Below are 19237 nucleotides of genomic sequence, written 5' to 3' on the forward strand. Positions count from 1 at the left end.
AAAGCCACTTAAAAAGTGGCTTCTAGATTGAATAAAATAGGTTTAATTATTTTCTTCTGAAACGATATTCGCTTCTAATGTCTGTTGTGTTTCCGTCTGTATCTGAATAAGAGTCTTCTAAAACAAAACGAATTTCATCTTCATTGAACAAAGTTACTTCGTATGTCCCATCACCAATATCGGTAGCGCCACTTAGCGAAATAGTTTCGCTGTTTGCATCTACTGAATAAGTGCCACTGTCATCAAGTGTAATGATCTCCTCATCAGTTTCAGAATTTCCACCAGCGGTAACTGTTGTAGTTAATAAATAGTTTCCACTAGCAGTATAGGTTCCATTTTCGGTAAAACTTACAGTTGCCTGAAATACAGAACCAACGGCTCTAATTGTTGAAGTAACAGGAACTCCGTTAATTTCTACAACTTGATCAACATCAGCTTTTAGGTATGTGATGTCATAATCACCTGCAAGATTAGCATTGTTTAAGGTGTAATTTGTTTTACTATCATCGTCTTTTTTACAACTAAGAACAGATACGCTTACAAATAAGATAAGTAGGATTTTAGATAATTTCATGTTTTAATTTTTTTTTGCAAATATATACTATTAATAGAAACGCTTAACACCAACATAAATTATTAGCGCATAGTTCATTTTATGTATCTTTAGCTACAACCAAACCCTATACGATTGAAAAAATATCTGCTCTTCCTTTTGTTTCTACCCTTGTTTGGGCTGAGTCAAAATTATGTCGACCTTTTAAAAGTTGGCTACGGACAAACATTTACAAATGAATTTGATGGATATCCAGACGAGACTCAAACCAAGTCTTTAGACATTGACCTTACCTTTCCGGTAGTGTTAAATGATGATAATGCTTTAGTAACTGGTGTTTTATTTAGCCGAAATAATGTGACCTTTCTGCCTGAAATAGATTCACCAGATCCCGCGGCTCTTTATCCAGAGCTTACCAATCCAAGGAATGTTTATACAACTATTCTAAAACTTGGACTTGTAACTACCTTTAACGAAAAATGGAGCGGCACCTTTGTGGTACTGCCGAAATTGGCGTCAGATTATCAAGATGTCTCTGGTGATGATTTTTTTATGGGTGGTGTAGCGCTCTTTAAATATCAGAAGAAGGAGAATCTTACCTATCGCTTTGGTTGGTATGCAATGGGGCAAGCCTTTGGCCTTTTTACTACACCCATCGCTGGGTTTTATTATATGAGTCCGAATAAGCGCTTTGAAATGGACGTTTCCCTTCCCGTTGCGGTCGATGTAAATTATAAATTTGACAAGATGGCTGTAGGTTTTGATTACTTCGGAATTGGGCGCAGCTTTAACCTAAAAACTGCTTCAGCCCCAGCGGTTTATGTTGACTACGGAGCCTTAGAATTTGCAGGTTATTATCAATACGGACTTCTAGATAACAGTGTTCTTTTACGCGCCAAAATTGGGTATGCCACCAATCAATTTGAGTTATATGAACGTTCCGAAAAAGTAGACCTTCGTATTTCTGCATTTAATTTCGGTGATGATCGCAGACAAATCAATCCCGATGTGAGCAGCGGTGCCTTCTTTAAATTTGAAGCTATTTATCGTTTTAAAATTCCTACAAAGCAATCTTCCGAAGCGAATTGATATTTTTTTTTATATTTACATCAAACTCCCCAGTTGATGATAATTAATTTAAGAGGTGAAGTGTGGAAAACACTTTCAAAACCTATTTGGCGCGACAACGCGGCCTTTAAGGTATCGAATTACGGCCGAATTATAGTTTTTAATAAAGACCCTGAAGGTCAACTGCTTAATCCTTATGACCTTGGCGGTTATTTTGTTTTTCCTGTTGCCCTTAAAAAGGGTAGAGCGGCTATGACGTATGTACATCGTGTGGTGGCCGAAGCTTTTTTGGAAGAAGAAATTAAGCCATTTGTAGTGCATAAAGATTATGATAAAAAGAACAATAAGGCAGACAATCTGATGTATGTAGATCGCAAAGGGCTTTCTGCACATAACATGCTAAACCCTCGAGTGATCGAGTCAAAGAAAAAAGCACGTCAAAATCCGAAATATTCAAAATTGTCGCCAGGGCGTGTCCGCCTTATAAAGAGAAAAATATTTGACCCGAATCGAAAAACGCGTATGCGTCTAATAGCCAAACAGTTTGGCATTTCAGAAATGCAACTATATCGTATCAAATCTGGTGAAAATTGGGGTCATATCACTGACTATTGACCATGGAAAAATTATGCCCACAATGCGGAGAAAAAATTATTGGCCGAGCCGATAAAAAATTCTGCAGTGATGCCTGTCGGAATGAGCATAATAACACTCTCAACAAAGATTCTAAGAATTTAGTGCGTAATATCAACAATCGCTTACGCAAGAATTACCGAATTCTAGAAAAGCTGAATGCCAAAGACAAAACTAAAGTGACCAAAGAGCGATTACAACGTGAAGGTTTTAGTTTTCAGTTTTATACAAGTCAGTATACAACCAAGGCTGGTGCGGTCTACAATTACGTTTATGACCAAGGCTATCTTCCTCTAGAAAATAACTGGTTTTTATTAGTAAAGCGGGAGGGATCGATTTAAAACTTCTATTTTTCAGTATAAACGATAGGTTCTAAAATAATGGTGTGCTTTCTCACCATGTTCAAAAAGAGACACATCATAAATAATTAAGCATAGAACTACTTCCACGTTTGTCCTTTAAGCTGAAGAGCTGCTTTTAATACATCTTTCTGGCTGATCTGCCCTACAAGCTTACCATTTTCAACAATAGGAAATCTGCGATGTTTTGATTCTAAAAACTTACTTGCGGCATCAAAAACATTCATATTTCCATCAATGGTATCAACATTTTTAGCCATGTGCTGCTCTACCTTCACGTCTTCCATCGGGTGATTGTAATACCTACTTTCGCTAATTTGTTTCATACAATCGCCTTCAGAAATAATACCAACCAGCTCATGTTTTTCATTCACTACGGGTCCTCCAGAAATTTTCTGTTTAATGAGTATTTCCATTACCTCTAACACCGATTGATCGGGCTTAAAAGTGATCAAATTTCTACTCATATAATCTGCAACCGTGATCTGCTCTGAACCCCCTTTGCTTTCCTTGGCTCGTTTGCCCATAAAACTCTTAATTCCCATGTTTCTACGCTTTTAGTCTTCTTAAAGATAGTGAAAATCAAGATTCAAAAAGGCTAATTTTATCAACAAGTATAACAATTGCCCAAAACTCCGTACTTTTAAAAAACCAAACCAAACATAACATGAATAGAATTGCCGGAATCATTTCCCTCCTCCTCGTATTAGGCTTAACGTATTACAGCTTTTATAGTTTAATGCCACAAAAAGGTGCGTCGGCATCTGTACCTGACACAGAATTTTCAACAGAACGAGCCCTTATTCCTCTTAAAGAAATTTCGAAAGAGCCCCATTTTCACGGCAGCGAAGCACATACAGAGGTGCGTAATTACTTGGTTACTCAACTCGAAGCCTTAGGACTTACAACCTCGATACAAGAAGGATTTGTATTGAATGAAAGTTGGGGTGGTCTCGATAAGCCTGAAAACATTGTTGGCGTATTAAAAGGTTCGGGTTCTGGCAAGGCACTTCTTCTACTTTCACATTACGACAGCGCAAAAGTGCCCTCTTTTGGCGCTAGTGATGCCGGAAGTGGCGTAGTTACTATTTTGGAAAGTCTTCGTGCCTACAAAGCAAGCGGTAAAACACCAAAAAACGATATCATTGTACTTTTTAGTGATGCGGAAGAAATTGGGCTCGATGGAGCGCAACTTTTTGTCAATGAACATCCATTGGCGAAAAACATAGGTCTTGTCCTTAACTTTGAGGCCCGCGGTAGCGGTGGCCCTAGCAATATGATCTTAGAGACCAACGGAGGGAATGCAAATCTTGTAAAAGCATTTGTAGCTGCAAATCCCGAATATCCCGTGGCTTCTTCATTGATGTATAGTGTCTATAAAATGCTTCCAAATGATACCGATTCTACTGTTTTTAGAGAAGACGGAGATATAGAGAGTTTTTTCTTCGCCTTTATAGACGATCACTTCGATTACCATACAGCAAACGATAATTATGAGAATCTTGACCGAAATACACTACAACATCAAGGTAGCTACCTCTTGCCATTGCTGCACTATTTTAGTGATGCAGACCTTTCCAATTTAAAAGCTGAAGAAGATTACGTGTATGTAAATGCGCCTTTGATTAAAATGATCACCTATCCATTTTCTTGGATCATACCTATGTTATTGATCGCTATCACTTTATTTATTGTTTTGATTTTCTTCGGAATTAAAAAAGGACAAATCAACGGCGCCGCAATTGGAAAAGGTTTTCTTGCCATATTAACTGCCTTGCTTATTTGTGGTGTTATAGGATACTTTAGCTGGAGTATTCTAAAATGGCTTTATCCTCAATATACCGAAATACAGCACGGATTCACTTATAATGGCCATTGGTACATCGCCTTTTTTGTTATGCTTTGTTTGGCAATTACCTTCAAAGTATACAGAAAGTTTAAGTCAAAAAACAATGTCGCCAGTTTCTTTATTGCCCCACTTACTTTGTGGATCATAATCAACGCAGCAGTTGCCATCTATTTAGAAGGTGCGGCGTTTTGGATCATTCCTGTATATTTCGGACTTATATCTTTGTTTATACTTATTCGGCAGAAAAATCCAAGCTTGATCATACTAACTCTCCTTGGCGCTCCAGCACTATTCTTATTTGCACCTCTTATTCAGTTTTTTCCCGTAGGACTCGGATTAAAGATGCTGGTTATTAGCTGTGTATTTACGGTACTAACTTTTGGATTGTTGCTGCCTGTCTTCGGAAGCTATCGCTGGAAAAACATTTTATCGATCACATGTTTCCTATTTGCGCTTGCTTTCTTTATTACAGCACATTTCCGAAGTGATTTTTCAGAAACTCGTCAGAAGCCAAACAGTTTGATCTATTATCAAAATGCCGATGAAGGATCGCAATATTGGGTTACTTATGATGACATTTTAGATGACTGGACCAAAGGATATTTGGGTGACGATCCTAAACCTGCTAAGGATTACGTTGCGAATGCCGCTGGAAGTAAATACAGCACAGGATATAGTTTTGCTGCAGAAGCACCTAAAAAAACCATTGCGCCCTTTGATGTGCGCCTTGAAAACGACACGATTATAAATAATGAAAGGCACACCGTCTTTACGATATTACCGCGTCGTGACGTGCATGAAATAGATTTGTATGCCGACAAAGACCTGCCTTTTTCAAATTTTGTCTTTAACGGAAAAATGGTTTCGCAAGACACCGCAAACAATCGATTTTATAACCGAAAGAACGATGTACTCCTGCGCTATTTTGTTGCCCATGATGATTCCTTAGAAGTGCGATACACTGTTCCAAAAGACACAAAAGTTTCTTTTAAGGTATCTGAATATGCTTATGATCTACTGAAACATTCGCAGTTTAGTATCAATAAGCGTCCTAAAAATACAATGCCTAAACCTTTTGTCAACACAGACGCCATTGTGGTTTATCGTACAATTGATATCGATGCGCTTCCGAAGAAAAAGAAAGATAGCATCACATTAACAACGCTTATCAATGAGTAAGGTTATTGCAATCGCTGGGCTGGGCTGGCTAGGACTTCCATTAGCCCAACATTTATCATTTCTCGGGCATACGGTAAAAGGTTCGGTTACAACGCCCGAAAAGGCAGGAAAATTACAACAGGCTGGTATTGATGCTTACCCGTTTCAAACAGGCGAAAAAGGACTTGAAGGTGTAACAGGAGCGCTTCTGAAAGATGTAGACGTACTCGTTATTATGATTCCGCCAGGGCTACGGCGCAATACGGGAGCAGATTATGTACTTAAAATGTCGCATTTTTTAACTGCACTCCAACAATACCAAATCCCTAAAGTAATTCTTGTTAGCAGTACCTCAGTATATGCAGATGATCAAGGAAGAGCAACTGAAAAAGATATCCCGCAACCCGATACTGGGGCTGGGAAACAACTTTTTCAAGTGGAACAACTGTTTCAAAATGCAACAGGTATTCAAACGGCGGTCGTTCGTTTTGGCGGATTGATTGGCGGAAGCAGACAACCTGTTCGTTATCTTGCAGGCCGTAAAGATCTGAGCGGTGGCTTATCGCCCGTGAATTTAATTCAACGGGGTGATTGTATTCGGATTCTTTCAGAAATAATTAAGCAAGATGCTTTCGGTCATGTTTTCAATGCCGTTCATCCCAATCATCCTATAAAAAAAGACTATTATCACGCAAAGGCTTTAGAGCTAGGTTTAGAACCGCCACAATTTTCAGAAACCACAACAGACGAGACCTTTAAGGAAGTTCACGGCGTACATATTGAGACTATTCTAGACTATCAGTTTAAATATGACATATAAAAAAAGGAGCTCGATTGAGCTCCTTTTTGTTATTCTATTCAGAAAAGATTACCAAATACGAACGCGATCTTCTGGCGCTACATACATAGGATCTCCTTCTTTAATATCAAATGCCTCATAAAAAGCATCAATGTTTTTTAAAGGCTCTGTTGCTCTGTACATTCCTGGTGAGTGTGGATCTGTTTTGATTTGAGTACGTAAAGCATCATCACGTGTAAGTGTACGCCATACGGTAGCCCAAGACATAAAGAAACGTTGCTCTGGCGTAAAGCCATCAATAGCTTCTGGACGACCAGTTTCTTTGTAGTGATTTTGGAGTCCATCAAAGGCACCTAATAAACCACCAAGGTCACCAATATTTTCTCCTAGCGTAAATTTCCCGTTGATAAACACACTGTCCATAACTTCAACTTGGTCATACTGTTCTGCCAAAGCGTTACCACGTGCAGTAAATTGCTCAAGATCTTCTGGCGTCCACCAGTTCACTAAGTTTCCGTCACCGTCAAAACGCGCACCGCTATCATCAAAGGCGTGTGAGATCTCGTGACCAATTACAGCACCAATACCACCATAATTAACAGCATCATCTGCCTTGTAATCATAGAAAGGCGGTTGTAGGATAGCCGCTGGGAAAACGATCTCGTTGTTTTGTGGATTGAAATACGCATTTACTGTTTGAGGAGACATTCCCCATTTGGTTCGGTCAACCGGCTCACCAATTTCTTCTAAATTCTTATCACTAGCCCATTTATTCACTGCAGCCATATTCTCGAAATACGAATTTTCAGCACTAACTTCCATGTTAGAATAGTCTTCCCATTTATCTGGATACCCGATCTTAACCGTAAATTTATCGAGTTTTTCAACTGCTTTATCTTTGGTTTCGGCACTCATCCAATCTAAATTCTGGATACGGCTTTGGAAAGCTGCGATCACATCTGCGATCATTTTTTCGGCTTTAGCTTTCGCTTCTGGAGGAAACATCTCGTCAACATATAATTGACCAAGCGCTTCACCCACAGTGTTGTTTACTGTTGCTAATGCACGTTCTTCAGCAGGACGTTGCTCTTTATCACCACGTAAATACTGGCTGTAAAATTTCCAATCTGCTGTCTCGATATCTGTAGTTAATTGCCCTGCTGCGCTGTTAAAAGTATCCCAGCGAACTAAGGTCTTAATATCTTCAATAGACGAATTTGTTAACATAGCATTCAACGCTTTCATATAGGTTGGTTGTGTTACTATCAAAGTGTCCACTTGCTTTTTAATTCCCATGTCGGCCATCAATTTCTTAATATCAATTGAAGGCATCATTTTTTGAATATCGGCAACAGACATTGGATTGTTGAAGTTACGCATATCACGACTCTGCACCTTATCTAAACGAGGTTCAGCCAAGGCTGTTTCCATCGCTAGAATCTTTTTAGCAGAAGCCATCGCAGTTGCTTCATCATCACCTAATTTTTGCAGCATTAGCGTAATGTGCGCTACATAGCGCTCGCGAATTTCTTTTGATTTAGGATCTTGCTCAAGGTAGAAATCACGATCTGGAAGGCCAAGACCTGAGTTAAAAATATAGGCCGCATTCATTGAACTATCATTCAAGTCTGCAGAGGCGCCAAGACCGAAAAACGGTGAGGAAACCGCAGGGTTTTTAGCTAATACCGTTTGAAGATCTTCAAGTGTATTTATCGCTGCAATATCATCAAGTGCGGGTTGTAATGGTTTTAATCCTGCAGCATTTCGAGCTGCTGTATCTAACTTGGTGTTGAAAATTGCCAAGGCCTTTGCCTGATCTGTTCCAGCACTGTACTTTCCGCTTTTTTCTGCTCTGTCAATGATGTCAAGAACATTCGCGTCTGTAGATTTACGCAACATGCTAAATCCGCCCCAGGTTGAGCGATCTTCAGGAATTGTCGTATTTTTCATCCAACTTCCATTAACATAGTTGTAGAAATCAGCTTTCGGACTCACAGTAGTGTCCATATTTGAAAGAAGAATTCCTCTTTCAACATCATCGGCTTTCACCATCTTTCCGTCCTTCTCCTTGCAAGCACTTACCACAACGGCTAAGGCAGCAATTGCGAGTGCGGATCTTAAAATTTGTTTTTTCATCGGGTTTTTAGTTTTGCTTTTAGCGTTATGAGTCGCTCGTTTGTACTTATTGTTACATCATTTTAGACTTTTGTCTTGTAATTCGGCGCGATAGACAGAATCCAAAAAACGTTTTTGTTTTTCAATTTCCTTCTTTTCATCGTCCTTACGTTGAAAGTCTATATTGTCTTTCTGTAATTTTTCGTTTAGTTGATTAACGAAGTTTGTCACTGCCATTCTAAGTTCGTTTATATCCAAGGCCACAGCCAATGAATCTAATCGATTTCTATGTACTTTTTGATGAAGTAATTTCAGTCGAGTATCAACCACTAATAATCGAGATGATATTAGTGTCGTTTTTAATGTATCTGGAAGTTGTTTTGAAAGAGAATCGGCTTGTGGTAAAAGACGTTCGGTTTTTGTGCGTAATTGTTCAACCGTTTTTCCTCCCATGGTTGTTGCCTCAAAAATATAATCTTCAAAAATGGGCCACTGTGTTATTTGTAGCTTTACTTCTTCTGAAAGCTTTGGTAATGCAGCACCTTCTAGTCCAAAATGCATGCTATTATCGACGGGCTCGTCTTTAATTACTTCGGAAATTTCCGAAGCATCTTGACAGGAGACACTTCCGAAGAGAAAAATACAAGCTAATATTTTGAAACACAGGGTGTTCTTCATCATTTTGTTTAAACGTCACAAATATAAATGGAATTCTTGAACTGCAACGGTTGCAACACAAAGAATTGGTTAGAAATATGTCTATATTTACGTCCCTTTTTAGGGAAATCACACTATAACCATACTTTTGCTACGTTTTTATGAAAAAAAGAATACTCATCATTGGTGCTTCCGGGCAAATTGGAACCGAATTAACTGCATATCTTCGGAAGAAATATGGAAATCATAAAGTAATTGCGAGTGACATTAAGGAAGGGAATGCCGAAATGATGGAATCTGGGCCGTTCGAGATCTTGGACGCAACAGATTCTGATGCCGTACAAGATGTGGTTATTAGTTATGAAATTTCCGAAGTATACCTAATGGCTGCCATGCTTTCGGCTACAGCTGAAAAATTCCCTATGCGTGCGTGGAACCTCAATATGGAATCGCTGTTTAATGTGCTTAATTTAGCACGAGACGGAAAAATTGAAAAAATATTCTGGCCATCAAGTATTGCTGTTTTTGGCCCAACAACACCCAAAACAAATACCCCACAACGTACTATCATGGAGCCTTCAACGGTTTATGGTATTAGTAAACAAACGGGGGAACGATGGTGTGAATATTACCACAAAAGATATGGTGTTGATGTACGAAGCATTCGCTATCCTGGCTTGATCAGCTATACTACTCTGCCCGGTGGCGGAACCACAGATTACGCTGTAGACATTTACCACAAAGCATTAAAGCATGGTAAATATGTTTGCTTTTTAAATGCCGAAACTACTCTCCCAATGATGTTTATGGATGACGCCATCAAGGCAACCGTGAGCATTATGGAAACCCCTGCTGCCAATATAAAAATTCGCAGCGCCTATAATCTGGCTGCAATGAGCTTTAATCCTGAAGAGATCACAGCGAGCATTAAAAAACACCTTCCAGAATTTGAGATCAGCTACGAACCTGATTTTAGACAAGCCATTGCCGACTCTTGGCCTCAAAGCATTGATGATACGGCTGCACGAGAAGATTGGGGTTGGAAGCACTCCTTTTCGCTCGATGAAATGACAAAAGTGATGCTGGACAACTTGAATACTGAGTACTCCTAGTTTTTAAAGAGTTTACCGCATAAAAAAGACTGCTTATAGGTAGTAACCAGTCTTTACAACCTTGCGGGTGTGGTTTTGATTATCTATAAACAGTAACATCTTCCATAGCTTTTTAAATTTTTGATTTGGTCTTTCAGTGACAGTATTTACGATGATAATTCTGTTGATGCGTGTTTTATTTATGAAGAATATTGACATAGATCGTGGCAAAAAAACCACTTTATACTGTAATTTCAGCAAATTTGAAACAAAATCATCTAGCCTGATTATTTCTTTGCAAGCTTTTCATAAATACTGTTAACATGCACTTTTACAACATTATAACACTTAATAGCACTGTTGATTTGCGCCATGAATTAAAAAAGAATAGTAGCTAAAATTTGTATGATAGGTTAATATTTCTATATTTGGTAAACCAATCTGGTTAACCAGTTGATAAAAATATCACCATAACCTAACCATTTATATCAGTCGACTATGTCTTTAAAATCTTTTGTTGTTTTCTTTGTATCCCTTTTTTTAACCTTTGTTTCCTGTAAGACCGAGTCAAAAGAGGGTATATACGTAAAAGGCATAGTCGAATTTGATCAAGCCATTGCCAATGCAGTTCCTGGAGATATAATTATCTTAAAAAACGGCGTGTGGAAAGATACCGAACTTCTTTTTGAGGCTAATGGAACCGCTGAAAAACCTATTACTTTAACAGTAGAAGATAAAGGCAAAGTAACTTTGGAAGGCTCTTCTAATCTGCGCATCGCTGGAAATCATCTAATAGTTAAGGGACTTGTTTTTAAAAACGGTTTTACCCCAACAAACGAAGTTATTACCTTCAAAAAAGATAATGAAACCCTTTCAAATAATTGCCGCTTAACTGAATGTGTTATTGACAACTTTAGTAACCCTGAACGTCACGAACCCGATACTTGGGTTGCTATTTATGGTAAGAACAATCGCGTGGATCATAATCATTTGGCGGGAAAAAAGAATAGAGGTGTTACCATGATTGTCAAATTGAATACCAAGGAAAGTCAAGAAAACCATAATCGTATTGACCATAATTATTTCGGTCCACGTCAAAACTTGGGCTCTAATGGTGGTGAAACACTACGAATAGGCACAAGTCATTATTCAAGAACCAATTCAAATACCCTTGTTGAATCGAATTATTTTGACCGTTGTAATGGAGAGCACGAAATTATCTCTAACAAGTCATGTGAGAATACGTATAAAAACAACGTTTTTTACGAATGTACCGGAACCTTAACCATGCGACATGGAAATAGAACATTGGTTGATGGTAATATTTTTATAGGAAACAATAAACCTAGCACTGGCGGAATTCGTATTATTAATGGTGAGCAAACCGTAACTAATAATTATGCAATTGGCTTAACCGGATATAGATTTAGAGGTGCGTTTGTTATCATGAATGGTATTTATAATTCACCCATCAATCGCTACGATCAGGCAAAAGACGCCGTGGTAAAAAATAATACTTTTATTAATTGCGACCATATACAACTTTGTGCTGGAGCCGATGCAGAAAGAAATGCGCCCCCAGTAAATTCATTGATGGAAAGCAATATTTTTTACAATGAAAGCAAAGACAATCTTTTTACAGTATATGATGATATAAGCGGAATAGCCTTTAACAATAATATCTTAAGTGAAAATATTGTTCCTATCGCACCTACTGGCTTTAAAAAACAAAAATTAACGCTCGTTAAAAACAACGCTGGATTACTTGTGCCAGAGGATGCTCTCTCAAATGTAGGAGCCAAACTTCCAGATACTATTCTTACGAAAGAACAAACAGGGGTTTCATGGTATTCTAAAGATCTAGCATCACCGACCTTAAATTCTGGAAAAACAATCAAAGTTGAAGCCGGATTAAATACCCTTTATGACGCAGTAGTTGGATCTTCGGCTGGAGATATTATTGAATTAACCCCTTCGGAAACATATTCCCTTTCAAAATCAATTCCTGTCAAACACGCATTAAGTTTTGTGTCCAATTCCGAAGAAAAACCAACAATTGTATTTGAAAAGAAATCGCTCTTCGAAATTCAAAACGGTGGAAGTCTCTCTCTTGAAGGTATCCGGTTCGATGGCGAAGCTTGTCCTGACAGAACTGGTAACTCTGTTGTAACAACAAGTAAATACTCTATGAACAAAAATTACAAGCTTTTTGTTGATGATTGTGACTTCGTAAATCTCGATGTGAATCATTCTTTTGATGTCTTTAGAGTTTATAAAAATACATTTGCAGATACCATCAGTATTAAAAACTCTAACTTTAAAACGGTAAGTGGGCATGTAATTGCACTAGATCGAGAGACAGATGATATTGGAATTTACAATGCCGAATATGTAATAATGAAAAACAATCATTTTGAAGATATTGGTGGTGCCGCCTTACGTCTGCACAGAGGCGGAAAAGATGAAAGTACCTTCGGACCCTTTTTAGAAATGGATCATTGTACCTTTAACAATGTAGGTTTTGATCAACGAAATAAATACAATGCCGCTATTTCATTATATGGTGTTCAAGTGATTGAAATTCAGAACAACATTCTAAACAAAACCAAAGGACTTAAAACGCACTTGGTTGTGGGTGAACCCATCGTTACTATCTTAAATAACGATTTTTATGATACAGATAAAATGGAAGTCACAGGCGACCAAAAATATACTGTTGAAAACGAATGGAATCTTGCGCCAGAATTCAATGAGGGCACTCCTTTCTTAATGCCAAATTCAAACTTAACAGGTAAAGCAACAGATGGCTTAAACCTTGGTGTTGTTACAAAAAAACTTTAATGAAAAACGTAAAAACGTTGAAATCCGGAACTATTTTAGCACTACTCTTTTTTTTTGCCATTTCATGTGATCAAAAGGAAACTTCCCTTACTAGTAATTTAGAAGTCACATCTAGTGAACACCCTTCTCTTATATTAACGCAAGCTGGGGTTGAAAAGATCAAAAGTAAATTGGGAAGCATTCCCCTTTTCGATAATGCCCTTCAAACTGTAAAGGAAGAAGTAGACGCAGAGATCGCGTTAGGAATTGACACCCCACTACCTAAAGATTTCTCTGGGGGCTATACCCACGAACGCCATAAACGCAATTTCTTAATACTACAGAAAGCAGGCGTACTCTATCAAATCTTAGACGATGAAAAATACGCTGTATATGTTCGCGATATGTTATTACAATATGAGTCGATGTACAAAACCCTACCTGTTCATCCCCAAACGAGATCGTATGCAAGAGGAAAGCTATTTTGGCAATGCTTAAACGATTCCAATTGGTTGGTTTATGTAAGTCAGGCATATGATTGTGTCTATAATTTTTTAACTGCGGAAGAACGCGAAAAATTAGAGACTAACCTATTTAGACCCTTTGCCGATTATATCTCAATAGAAAATCCACAATTTTACAACCGTGTGCACAACCATAGCACTTGGGGAAATGCAGCCGTGGGAATGATCGGATTGGTTATGAAAGATGAAGTTCTAATTGATCGTGCTTTATACGGCATAAAGAACGATGGCCTAGCGGCCAATGCGAAAGATAATGACGGTGGGTTTATAAAAAATGAAGATGGCAAAGCCGGGTTTTTAGCAAACCTTGAGGAACCCTTTTCTCCAGACGGCTATTATACCGAAGGTCCTTACTATCAGCGTTATGCTATGTATCCATTTTTGATCTTTGCTGAAGGACTGCAAAATGTAAAGCCAGAACTGAAAATTTTTGAACACAAGGATAGTGTTTTACTCAAATCGGTTCATACATTGCTTAACCTTACTGATGCAGATGGTGAATTTTTCCCGTTGAACGACGCCCAAAAAGGAATGTCGTATTATTCTAGAGAGTTAGTAACAGCAGTTGATATTGCTTACTATTACGGCGGAAACGATCCTCAACTTTTAAGTATTGCCGAAAAACAAGGTCGCGTCCTTTTAGATGACACAGGCTTGTCTGTGGCGCTCGGAGTTAAAAACGGAGCTTCAAAACCATTTAAAAAGGAATCTATAAATCTCATGGATGGTTCTGATGGGAAACAGGGAGGTGTTGGTATTTTGAGACAAGGTGAGGAAGCTATTTCTCTGGTATTTAAATATTCTGCACAAGGCCTTAGTCATGGCCACTATGACAAATTATCTTTTTCACTTTATGAAAATGGTGACGAGATCATTCAAGATTATGGAATGGCTCGTTTTGTCAACATTGAACAGAAAGGCGGCGGTAATTATTTAAAAGAAAATACCACATGGGCAAAACAAAGTATTGCGCATAATACGGTTACTATAAATGAAGCCTCTCATTTTCAAGGAAAATATGAAATTGGAAGCAAGCATTGCCCCTCCTTATATCTTTTTAAAACGAATAATGACAAGATACAAGTTGTAAGTGCAAAAGATACAACAGCCTACCCGGGTACTGAGATGCATCGTACTATGGCGATTATTTCAGATAAAAACTTTGAAAAGCCCTTTGTACTAGATATTATGAGGCTGACTTCAAACACAGCCAATCAATACGACCTCCCCTATTATTTTATGGGACAAATGATGGACACAAATTTCGAGTATAAAAGTCCGAAAAGTCTTGAAGCACTTGGCACTAAAAACGGCTATCAGCATTTGTATTTGGAAGGACTAGGCAGCCCTTCCGAAGAAAACACAAAGCTTTCTTGGTTGAACAATGGGCACTTTTATACCCTTACTTCAGCAACTGAAAAAACAGATGACCTTATATTTACACGAATAGGCGCCAACGATCCAGATTTCAATTTAAGAAGAGATGCGTCTATTATTTTCAGACGAAAAAATACTAAAAACACTGTCTTTGTATCCACCATTGAATCACACGGTCACTATAGCGCTGTATCAGAATTCTCAGAAAATGCGAAAAGTAATATTTCCGAAGTAAAAATTATTCTCGATACAAAAGACTATCTGGCGATTCGTATAACAGATCTATCTGGCGAGGTTAAAACTTTTATTATGGCAAATAATGATGCCTCAGAAAATGCAAAACACACAATAACCATAAATAATATAGAGCATCAATGGACTGGTGCTTATCTTTTTAAATAATATATCAGTATGAAAACATTTGGAGCAAGTAAAGAATTTTTATTAGGAGATGAGATCCCATGGGAAGTAGTGGGAGAAGGCGTAAAACGTAAAATTATGGGTTACGACGACAAGATCATGTTAGTCAATGTCCATTTTGACGAAGGCGGAATAGGCCCTATGCACGAACATTATCATTCTCAAGTCACCTATGTGGTAAGTGGTGAATTTGAATTAACTATTGGTGATGAAACTAAAATCATGAAGGGCGGCGATGCTTTTTATATACCGCCACATGTTCTACACGGAGCGATTTGTAAGAAATCTGGCGTTTTAATCGACGTATTCAGTCCGATTCGTGAGGATTTTATGGAATAACTACTATTTATTTACAATAAAGTTTGGAAGTTAACAAAAAGTTAATATATTTGGTAAACCAGTCTGGTTAACCAATTTGGTAAACCACATTGTAACAAATAAAAAAAGGACGGGTGCACGCCCATCCTTTTAAATAATTACTCCTTGGAGGGAAGTAATAATACACGTAATAACTTAATAAACATGTATTGTAAAAGTAATAAAACTATTTATTATTGATGCATTGAATGTTGTTTTAAGTAATCATTATTTGAAAGTCCAAGTAATAATCTAAACAGCTAACTTATGAATGTAAAAACAACGCTAACCGCAGTAATTATGCTTTTCAGCAGTATTATGATGGTAGCCCAGGACAACTACCTTTTAACGGGTAAAGTAGCTTCCGCTGCAGATCAAATGCCCATTCTCGGCGCAAACATTGTTATTGAAGGAACCTCAACCGGTACATCAACAGATTTTGATGGAAATTACCAAATTGAAGTAAAAACGGGCGATGTGGTAAAATTCTCCTATTTAGGATATATATCACAATCAATCACAATAACAAATCAAAAAACACTTGTTGTTGAATTAGCGGAAGACACCAACACTTTAGATCAAGTAGTTGTTGTTGGGTATGGTACTAGAAAAAAGAGTCACTTAACGGGTGCTGTTTCTAAAGTAGGAGGAGATGATATTGCATCTATTCAAGCAACTCGTGTAGACGACGCATTAGCTGGTAAATTAGCGGGTGTCTTGATTCAAAATCAAGATGGCTCACCAGGTGCTGATCCTAAAATTCAAGTAAGAGCGGCATCATCTATTAATGGTAATTCAAATCCACTTATTGTTGTAGATGGGTACCCTATTTCAGGGAATCTAGCCACTGTTAATCCGAACGATATTGAAAGCATAGAGGTATTAAAAGACGCCGCTTCGGCTGCAATTTATGGTTCTAGAGGAGCGAACGGTGTTATCTTGGTTACAACCAAAAAAGGAAAGAAAGGTACTCCAAGTTTTACATATAGTACATACTATAGCACCTCAAGTAGATATTTGAGAGACAATATCAATATGACTGCTTCGGAATGGGCTAACAAACTGGAATCTGGTATAGCCAATGGCACGTATGATGTTTCTGAATTGGATCCGGCCTTTTTAAATTATAAGATAAATGCTTATAAAAATGCACCAGATGTTTTGGCCGTTGAAGATTGGCTTTTTCAAAACGGGAATACTACCAGCCATGACTTTAGCTATAGTGGCGGAACAGAAAATGCCAATTACTTTGCTTCAATTGGTTACCAAAACACCGAAGGTATTGTAAGAACTGAAGGCTATGAAAGACTGAATGCGCGTTTGAATGTTGATGCCGAATTGGGAGACAAATTTAAAACAGGTTTAAGCTTTAATGGGTTTGCAGCCGATAGAGATATTATAGGTCATGACCAGAGAGATCTCTTGAGATCGTATAATATTAGCCCTATTTACCATACAGCAGAGTCTATTGCATTTGTTCAACAACTAGACCAACAAGCACAAGACCTAGGGCTTGACCCATTTGACGATGGTTATAGAGGAGGTGATGCACCTTTTAACAACAGTATTTATACACTACAGCCTGGTGATACTGCACAAGACTGGCACTATGGAAGAAGTGGCAATGGTATTGGCGGAACGGGAGATGCTGGTCCGGCAACAAAGCTTGATAACACAGACCGATACCAAAAAACGTATTTCGCTAATGTTAATACATATTTACAATACAACATTTTAGAGGGGTTAAACATCAAAACTGCTCTTGGGGGTGACCTTAAAGATACTCAAGACTATTTCTGGAGAGGACTTGAATTTGATTCTAGAGCACGTAGTAATCAAACGGCCTTAGACCAAACAAACGTAAAACAAACCTCTACACTAAGTGAAACGACATTAAATTACGCCAAAGAAATAGGAAAACATGATATTTCTGCGGTAGCTGGAATAGAATTTCAAAAGATCTATTTTAAAGGCACATCTTTAAATGGTACAAATGTTCCATTTAGCGACATTATAAATTACAACCTATTAGATCCTGAAGACATCACGGTAACAGAAAGAGACGAAACTATCTCAAGATGGAGTGTTTTCGGAAGAATTAACTATGCTTATGACGACCGTTATTTACTGTCGGCATCGGTAAGAAGAGACGGTGATTCACGTTTCGGAGCTAATAATAGATATAACACATTCCCAGCACTGTCTTTAGGATGGAATGTACACAACGAATCTTTTTATAACTTAAAATTCTTGAGTTTATTAAAACCAAGGTTTAGTATGGGGTCTTTAGGAACTACTTCCGATTTAGGAGCTTATAGTTCATTGAGTCTTTTAAACCCTCAACCAACTGTATTTGGGACTGGATTTTTGATTCCTTCAGAAGTAGCTAATTCAGATTTAACCTGGCAAACCAATACAGAAACTAACTATGGTATTGATTTAGGATTTTTAGACAATCGTATTAGATTGGGTGTAGATTATTATACTTCTGATATTGAAGATATCCTAATTAATCAGAGTGTTTCCGAAGTTTTTGGTACCACTTCCATAAGACTTAACTCGGGTGATGTTAGAAGTTCTGGTTTAGAACTTGAATTATCTGCAGCTATTTTACGCAAGAAAAATTTTAACTGGGATGTTAGCGCTAATTTATCCACAGTGAAAACTGAAATTACCGACCTAGGTGGTTTAGATGAATTACCTCAAGTAATTTACGGCCAGAGCGGTAGAGGTCCTGTTTTCAGAAATTATGTAGGTGGAGAAATTGGTGAAATGTGGGGATTAGAAACCATTGGAAAAGTTGAAGATAAATACATAACCGACCCTACGAGAGCCATTGGTATTAATAGTTCAGAATACTATGTCAAAGATCAAAACGGTGATGGAGTAATTGATCGAACAAAAACAGTTGCTGAAGGTGGAGATTTAGTGAAAATCGGACAAAACACACCAGATTTTTATTGGGGATTAAATAGTTCAATGAGCTATAAGGATTTTGACATGTCATTCCAATTACAAGGAGCTCAAGGAGGTGATGTCTTTAATATTGACCCAATTTACTACAATTCAGAATTTGGTGGAAGATTACGAGATAGCTTTGATGCAGACAACGACGGCATTGCTGATCATAATGGAGAGCATTATACACAATCGAGAAATCAACTTGACGCGCAGATACAAGACGCCTCTTATGTCGCATTGAGAAACCTAACTGTAGGATATACTATTAAACCAGAATGGATTAATAAGGTTGGCGTTAATTCGGCTAGATTATATGTTGCAGCTACTAATTTGCTTTATTTATGGGGCGATGATTATACGTCTTTTAATCCAGAAGGTATAGAAACGACAAATCCTGATTACTTAGGACCTACTACATACGGAGTGCAGGTAGGTGCAAGTCCAATAGTTAGAAGCTTTACGTTTGGTTTTAATGTTAATTTTTAAATTAAGAAAG

At 37.9% G+C, this 19237-nt stretch carries 14 protein-coding genes; 10 read left to right on the top strand and 4 right to left on the bottom strand.

Going from position 1 to position 19237, the window contains the following annotated elements:
* Nucleotides 1–46 precede the first annotated feature (46 nt).
* The gene (locus tag ACY2RU_RS05605) at nucleotides 47–574 is read right to left on the bottom strand and encodes a hypothetical protein (protein ID WP_490137425.1); all 528 of its coding nucleotides are present in this window, start codon (nucleotides 572–574) and stop codon (nucleotides 47–49) included.
* A 114-nt stretch (nucleotides 575–688) separates the two neighbouring features.
* Here ACY2RU_RS05605 and ACY2RU_RS05610 point away from each other — a divergent pair, with 114 nt between their 5' ends.
* The 3 genes from ACY2RU_RS05610 to ACY2RU_RS05620 are packed head-to-tail and all read left to right on the top strand — an operon-like array spanning nucleotide 689 to nucleotide 2595.
* The gene (locus tag ACY2RU_RS05610) at nucleotides 689–1642 is read left to right on the top strand and encodes a DUF6268 family outer membrane beta-barrel protein (RefSeq protein ID WP_490137426.1); all 954 of its coding nucleotides are present in this window, start codon (nucleotides 689–691) and stop codon (nucleotides 1640–1642) included.
* A gap of 36 nt (nucleotides 1643–1678) precedes the next feature.
* Nucleotides 1679–2236, top strand: a complete 558-nt coding sequence (locus ACY2RU_RS05615; protein WP_490137427.1) for an HNH endonuclease family protein — start codon at nucleotides 1679–1681, stop codon at nucleotides 2234–2236.
* Between the two features lie 2 nt (nucleotides 2237–2238).
* On the top strand, nucleotides 2239–2595 hold the full coding sequence (locus tag ACY2RU_RS05620; protein ID WP_490137428.1) for a hypothetical protein: 357 nt from the start codon (nucleotides 2239–2241) through the stop codon (nucleotides 2593–2595).
* A gap of 98 nt (nucleotides 2596–2693) precedes the next feature.
* Here ACY2RU_RS05620 and ACY2RU_RS05625 read toward each other — a convergent pair whose 3' ends face one another.
* Entirely contained in the window at nucleotides 2694–3158 is a 465-nt protein-coding gene (locus tag ACY2RU_RS05625) for a CBS domain-containing protein (protein ID WP_490137429.1), read from the bottom strand.
* 122 nt (nucleotides 3159–3280) lie between these two features.
* Between ACY2RU_RS05625 and ACY2RU_RS05630 the strand changes: the two genes are divergently transcribed.
* Both ACY2RU_RS05630 and ACY2RU_RS05635 read left to right on the top strand, forming a co-directional pair.
* Nucleotides 3281–5641 (top strand): M20/M25/M40 family metallo-hydrolase, encoded by a 2361-nt coding sequence (locus ACY2RU_RS05630; protein ID WP_490137430.1) that lies wholly within the window; start codon nucleotides 3281–3283, stop codon nucleotides 5639–5641.
* The gene (locus ACY2RU_RS05635) at nucleotides 5634–6440 is read left to right on the top strand and encodes an NAD(P)-binding domain-containing protein (RefSeq protein WP_490137431.1); all 807 of its coding nucleotides are present in this window, start codon (nucleotides 5634–5636) and stop codon (nucleotides 6438–6440) included. The genes ACY2RU_RS05630 and ACY2RU_RS05635 overlap by 8 nt, the downstream gene beginning before the upstream one ends.
* Before the next feature lie 48 nt (nucleotides 6441–6488).
* Here the strand turns inward: ACY2RU_RS05635 and ACY2RU_RS05640 are convergent, their stop codons facing one another.
* Both ACY2RU_RS05640 and ACY2RU_RS05645 read right to left on the bottom strand, forming a co-directional pair.
* Nucleotides 6489–8555, bottom strand: coding sequence for a M13 family metallopeptidase (locus tag ACY2RU_RS05640; protein ID WP_490137432.1), 2067 nt, complete (start codon nucleotides 8553–8555; stop codon nucleotides 6489–6491).
* A gap of 57 nt (nucleotides 8556–8612) precedes the next feature.
* Nucleotides 8613–9215, bottom strand: a complete 603-nt coding sequence (locus tag ACY2RU_RS05645) for a hypothetical protein (RefSeq protein WP_490137433.1) — start codon at nucleotides 9213–9215, stop codon at nucleotides 8613–8615.
* A 137-nt stretch (nucleotides 9216–9352) separates the two neighbouring features.
* Between ACY2RU_RS05645 and ACY2RU_RS05650 the strand changes: the two genes are divergently transcribed.
* From ACY2RU_RS05650 to ACY2RU_RS05670, 5 genes are all read left to right on the top strand, one after another.
* A complete protein-coding gene (locus ACY2RU_RS05650) occupies nucleotides 9353–10303 on the top strand; it encodes an NAD-dependent epimerase/dehydratase family protein (RefSeq protein ID WP_490137434.1) in 951 nt (316 codons plus the stop codon).
* A gap of 477 nt (nucleotides 10304–10780) precedes the next feature.
* On the top strand, nucleotides 10781–13123 hold the full coding sequence (locus ACY2RU_RS05655; RefSeq protein ID WP_490137435.1) for a chondroitinase-B domain-containing protein: 2343 nt from the start codon (nucleotides 10781–10783) through the stop codon (nucleotides 13121–13123).
* Nucleotides 13123–15405, top strand: coding sequence for an alginate lyase family protein (locus tag ACY2RU_RS05660; RefSeq protein ID WP_490137436.1), 2283 nt, complete (start codon nucleotides 13123–13125; stop codon nucleotides 15403–15405). The genes ACY2RU_RS05655 and ACY2RU_RS05660 overlap by 1 nt, the downstream gene beginning before the upstream one ends.
* Nucleotides 15406–15414: 9 nt before the next feature.
* Nucleotides 15415–15762 carry a cupin domain-containing protein gene (locus ACY2RU_RS05665; protein ID WP_490137437.1) on the top strand — a complete coding sequence of 116 codons (348 nt, stop codon included), beginning with the start codon at nucleotides 15415–15417 and terminating at the stop codon, nucleotides 15760–15762.
* Between the two features lie 285 nt (nucleotides 15763–16047).
* Nucleotides 16048–19227, top strand: a complete 3180-nt coding sequence (locus tag ACY2RU_RS05670) for a SusC/RagA family TonB-linked outer membrane protein (RefSeq protein WP_490137438.1) — start codon at nucleotides 16048–16050, stop codon at nucleotides 19225–19227.
* Nucleotides 19228–19237 lie beyond the last annotated feature (10 nt).

The sequence above is a fragment of the Ulvibacter sp. 2305UL32-6 genome, assembly GCF_058148545.1.

Bases quoted from the DNA above. Each gene is read 5' to 3' on its own strand.
- ACY2RU_RS05605 (WP_490137425.1), bottom strand. From the start codon at position 574: ATGAAATTATCTAAAATCCTACTTATCTTATTTGTAAGCGTATCTGTT.
- ACY2RU_RS05615 (WP_490137427.1), top strand. From the start codon at position 1,679: ATGATAATTAATTTAAGAGGTGAAGTGTGGAAAACACTTTCAAAACCT.
- ACY2RU_RS05620 (WP_490137428.1), top strand. From the start codon at position 2,239: ATGGAAAAATTATGCCCACAATGCGGAGAAAAAATTATTGGCCGAGCC.
- ACY2RU_RS05625 (WP_490137429.1), bottom strand. From the start codon at position 3,158: ATGGGAATTAAGAGTTTTATGGGCAAACGAGCCAAGGAAAGCAAAGGG.
- ACY2RU_RS05630 (WP_490137430.1), top strand. From the start codon at position 3,281: ATGAATAGAATTGCCGGAATCATTTCCCTCCTCCTCGTATTAGGCTTA.
- ACY2RU_RS05635 (WP_490137431.1), top strand. From the start codon at position 5,634: ATGAGTAAGGTTATTGCAATCGCTGGGCTGGGCTGGCTAGGACTTCCA.
- ACY2RU_RS05640 (WP_490137432.1), bottom strand. From the start codon at position 8,555: ATGAAAAAACAAATTTTAAGATCCGCACTCGCAATTGCTGCCTTAGCC.
- ACY2RU_RS05645 (WP_490137433.1), bottom strand. From the start codon at position 9,215: ATGATGAAGAACACCCTGTGTTTCAAAATATTAGCTTGTATTTTTCTC.
- ACY2RU_RS05650 (WP_490137434.1), top strand. From the start codon at position 9,353: ATGAAAAAAAGAATACTCATCATTGGTGCTTCCGGGCAAATTGGAACC.
- ACY2RU_RS05655 (WP_490137435.1), top strand. From the start codon at position 10,781: ATGTCTTTAAAATCTTTTGTTGTTTTCTTTGTATCCCTTTTTTTAACC.
- ACY2RU_RS05660 (WP_490137436.1), top strand. From the start codon at position 13,123: ATGAAAAACGTAAAAACGTTGAAATCCGGAACTATTTTAGCACTACTC.
- ACY2RU_RS05665 (WP_490137437.1), top strand. From the start codon at position 15,415: ATGAAAACATTTGGAGCAAGTAAAGAATTTTTATTAGGAGATGAGATC.
- ACY2RU_RS05670 (WP_490137438.1), top strand. From the start codon at position 16,048: ATGAATGTAAAAACAACGCTAACCGCAGTAATTATGCTTTTCAGCAGT.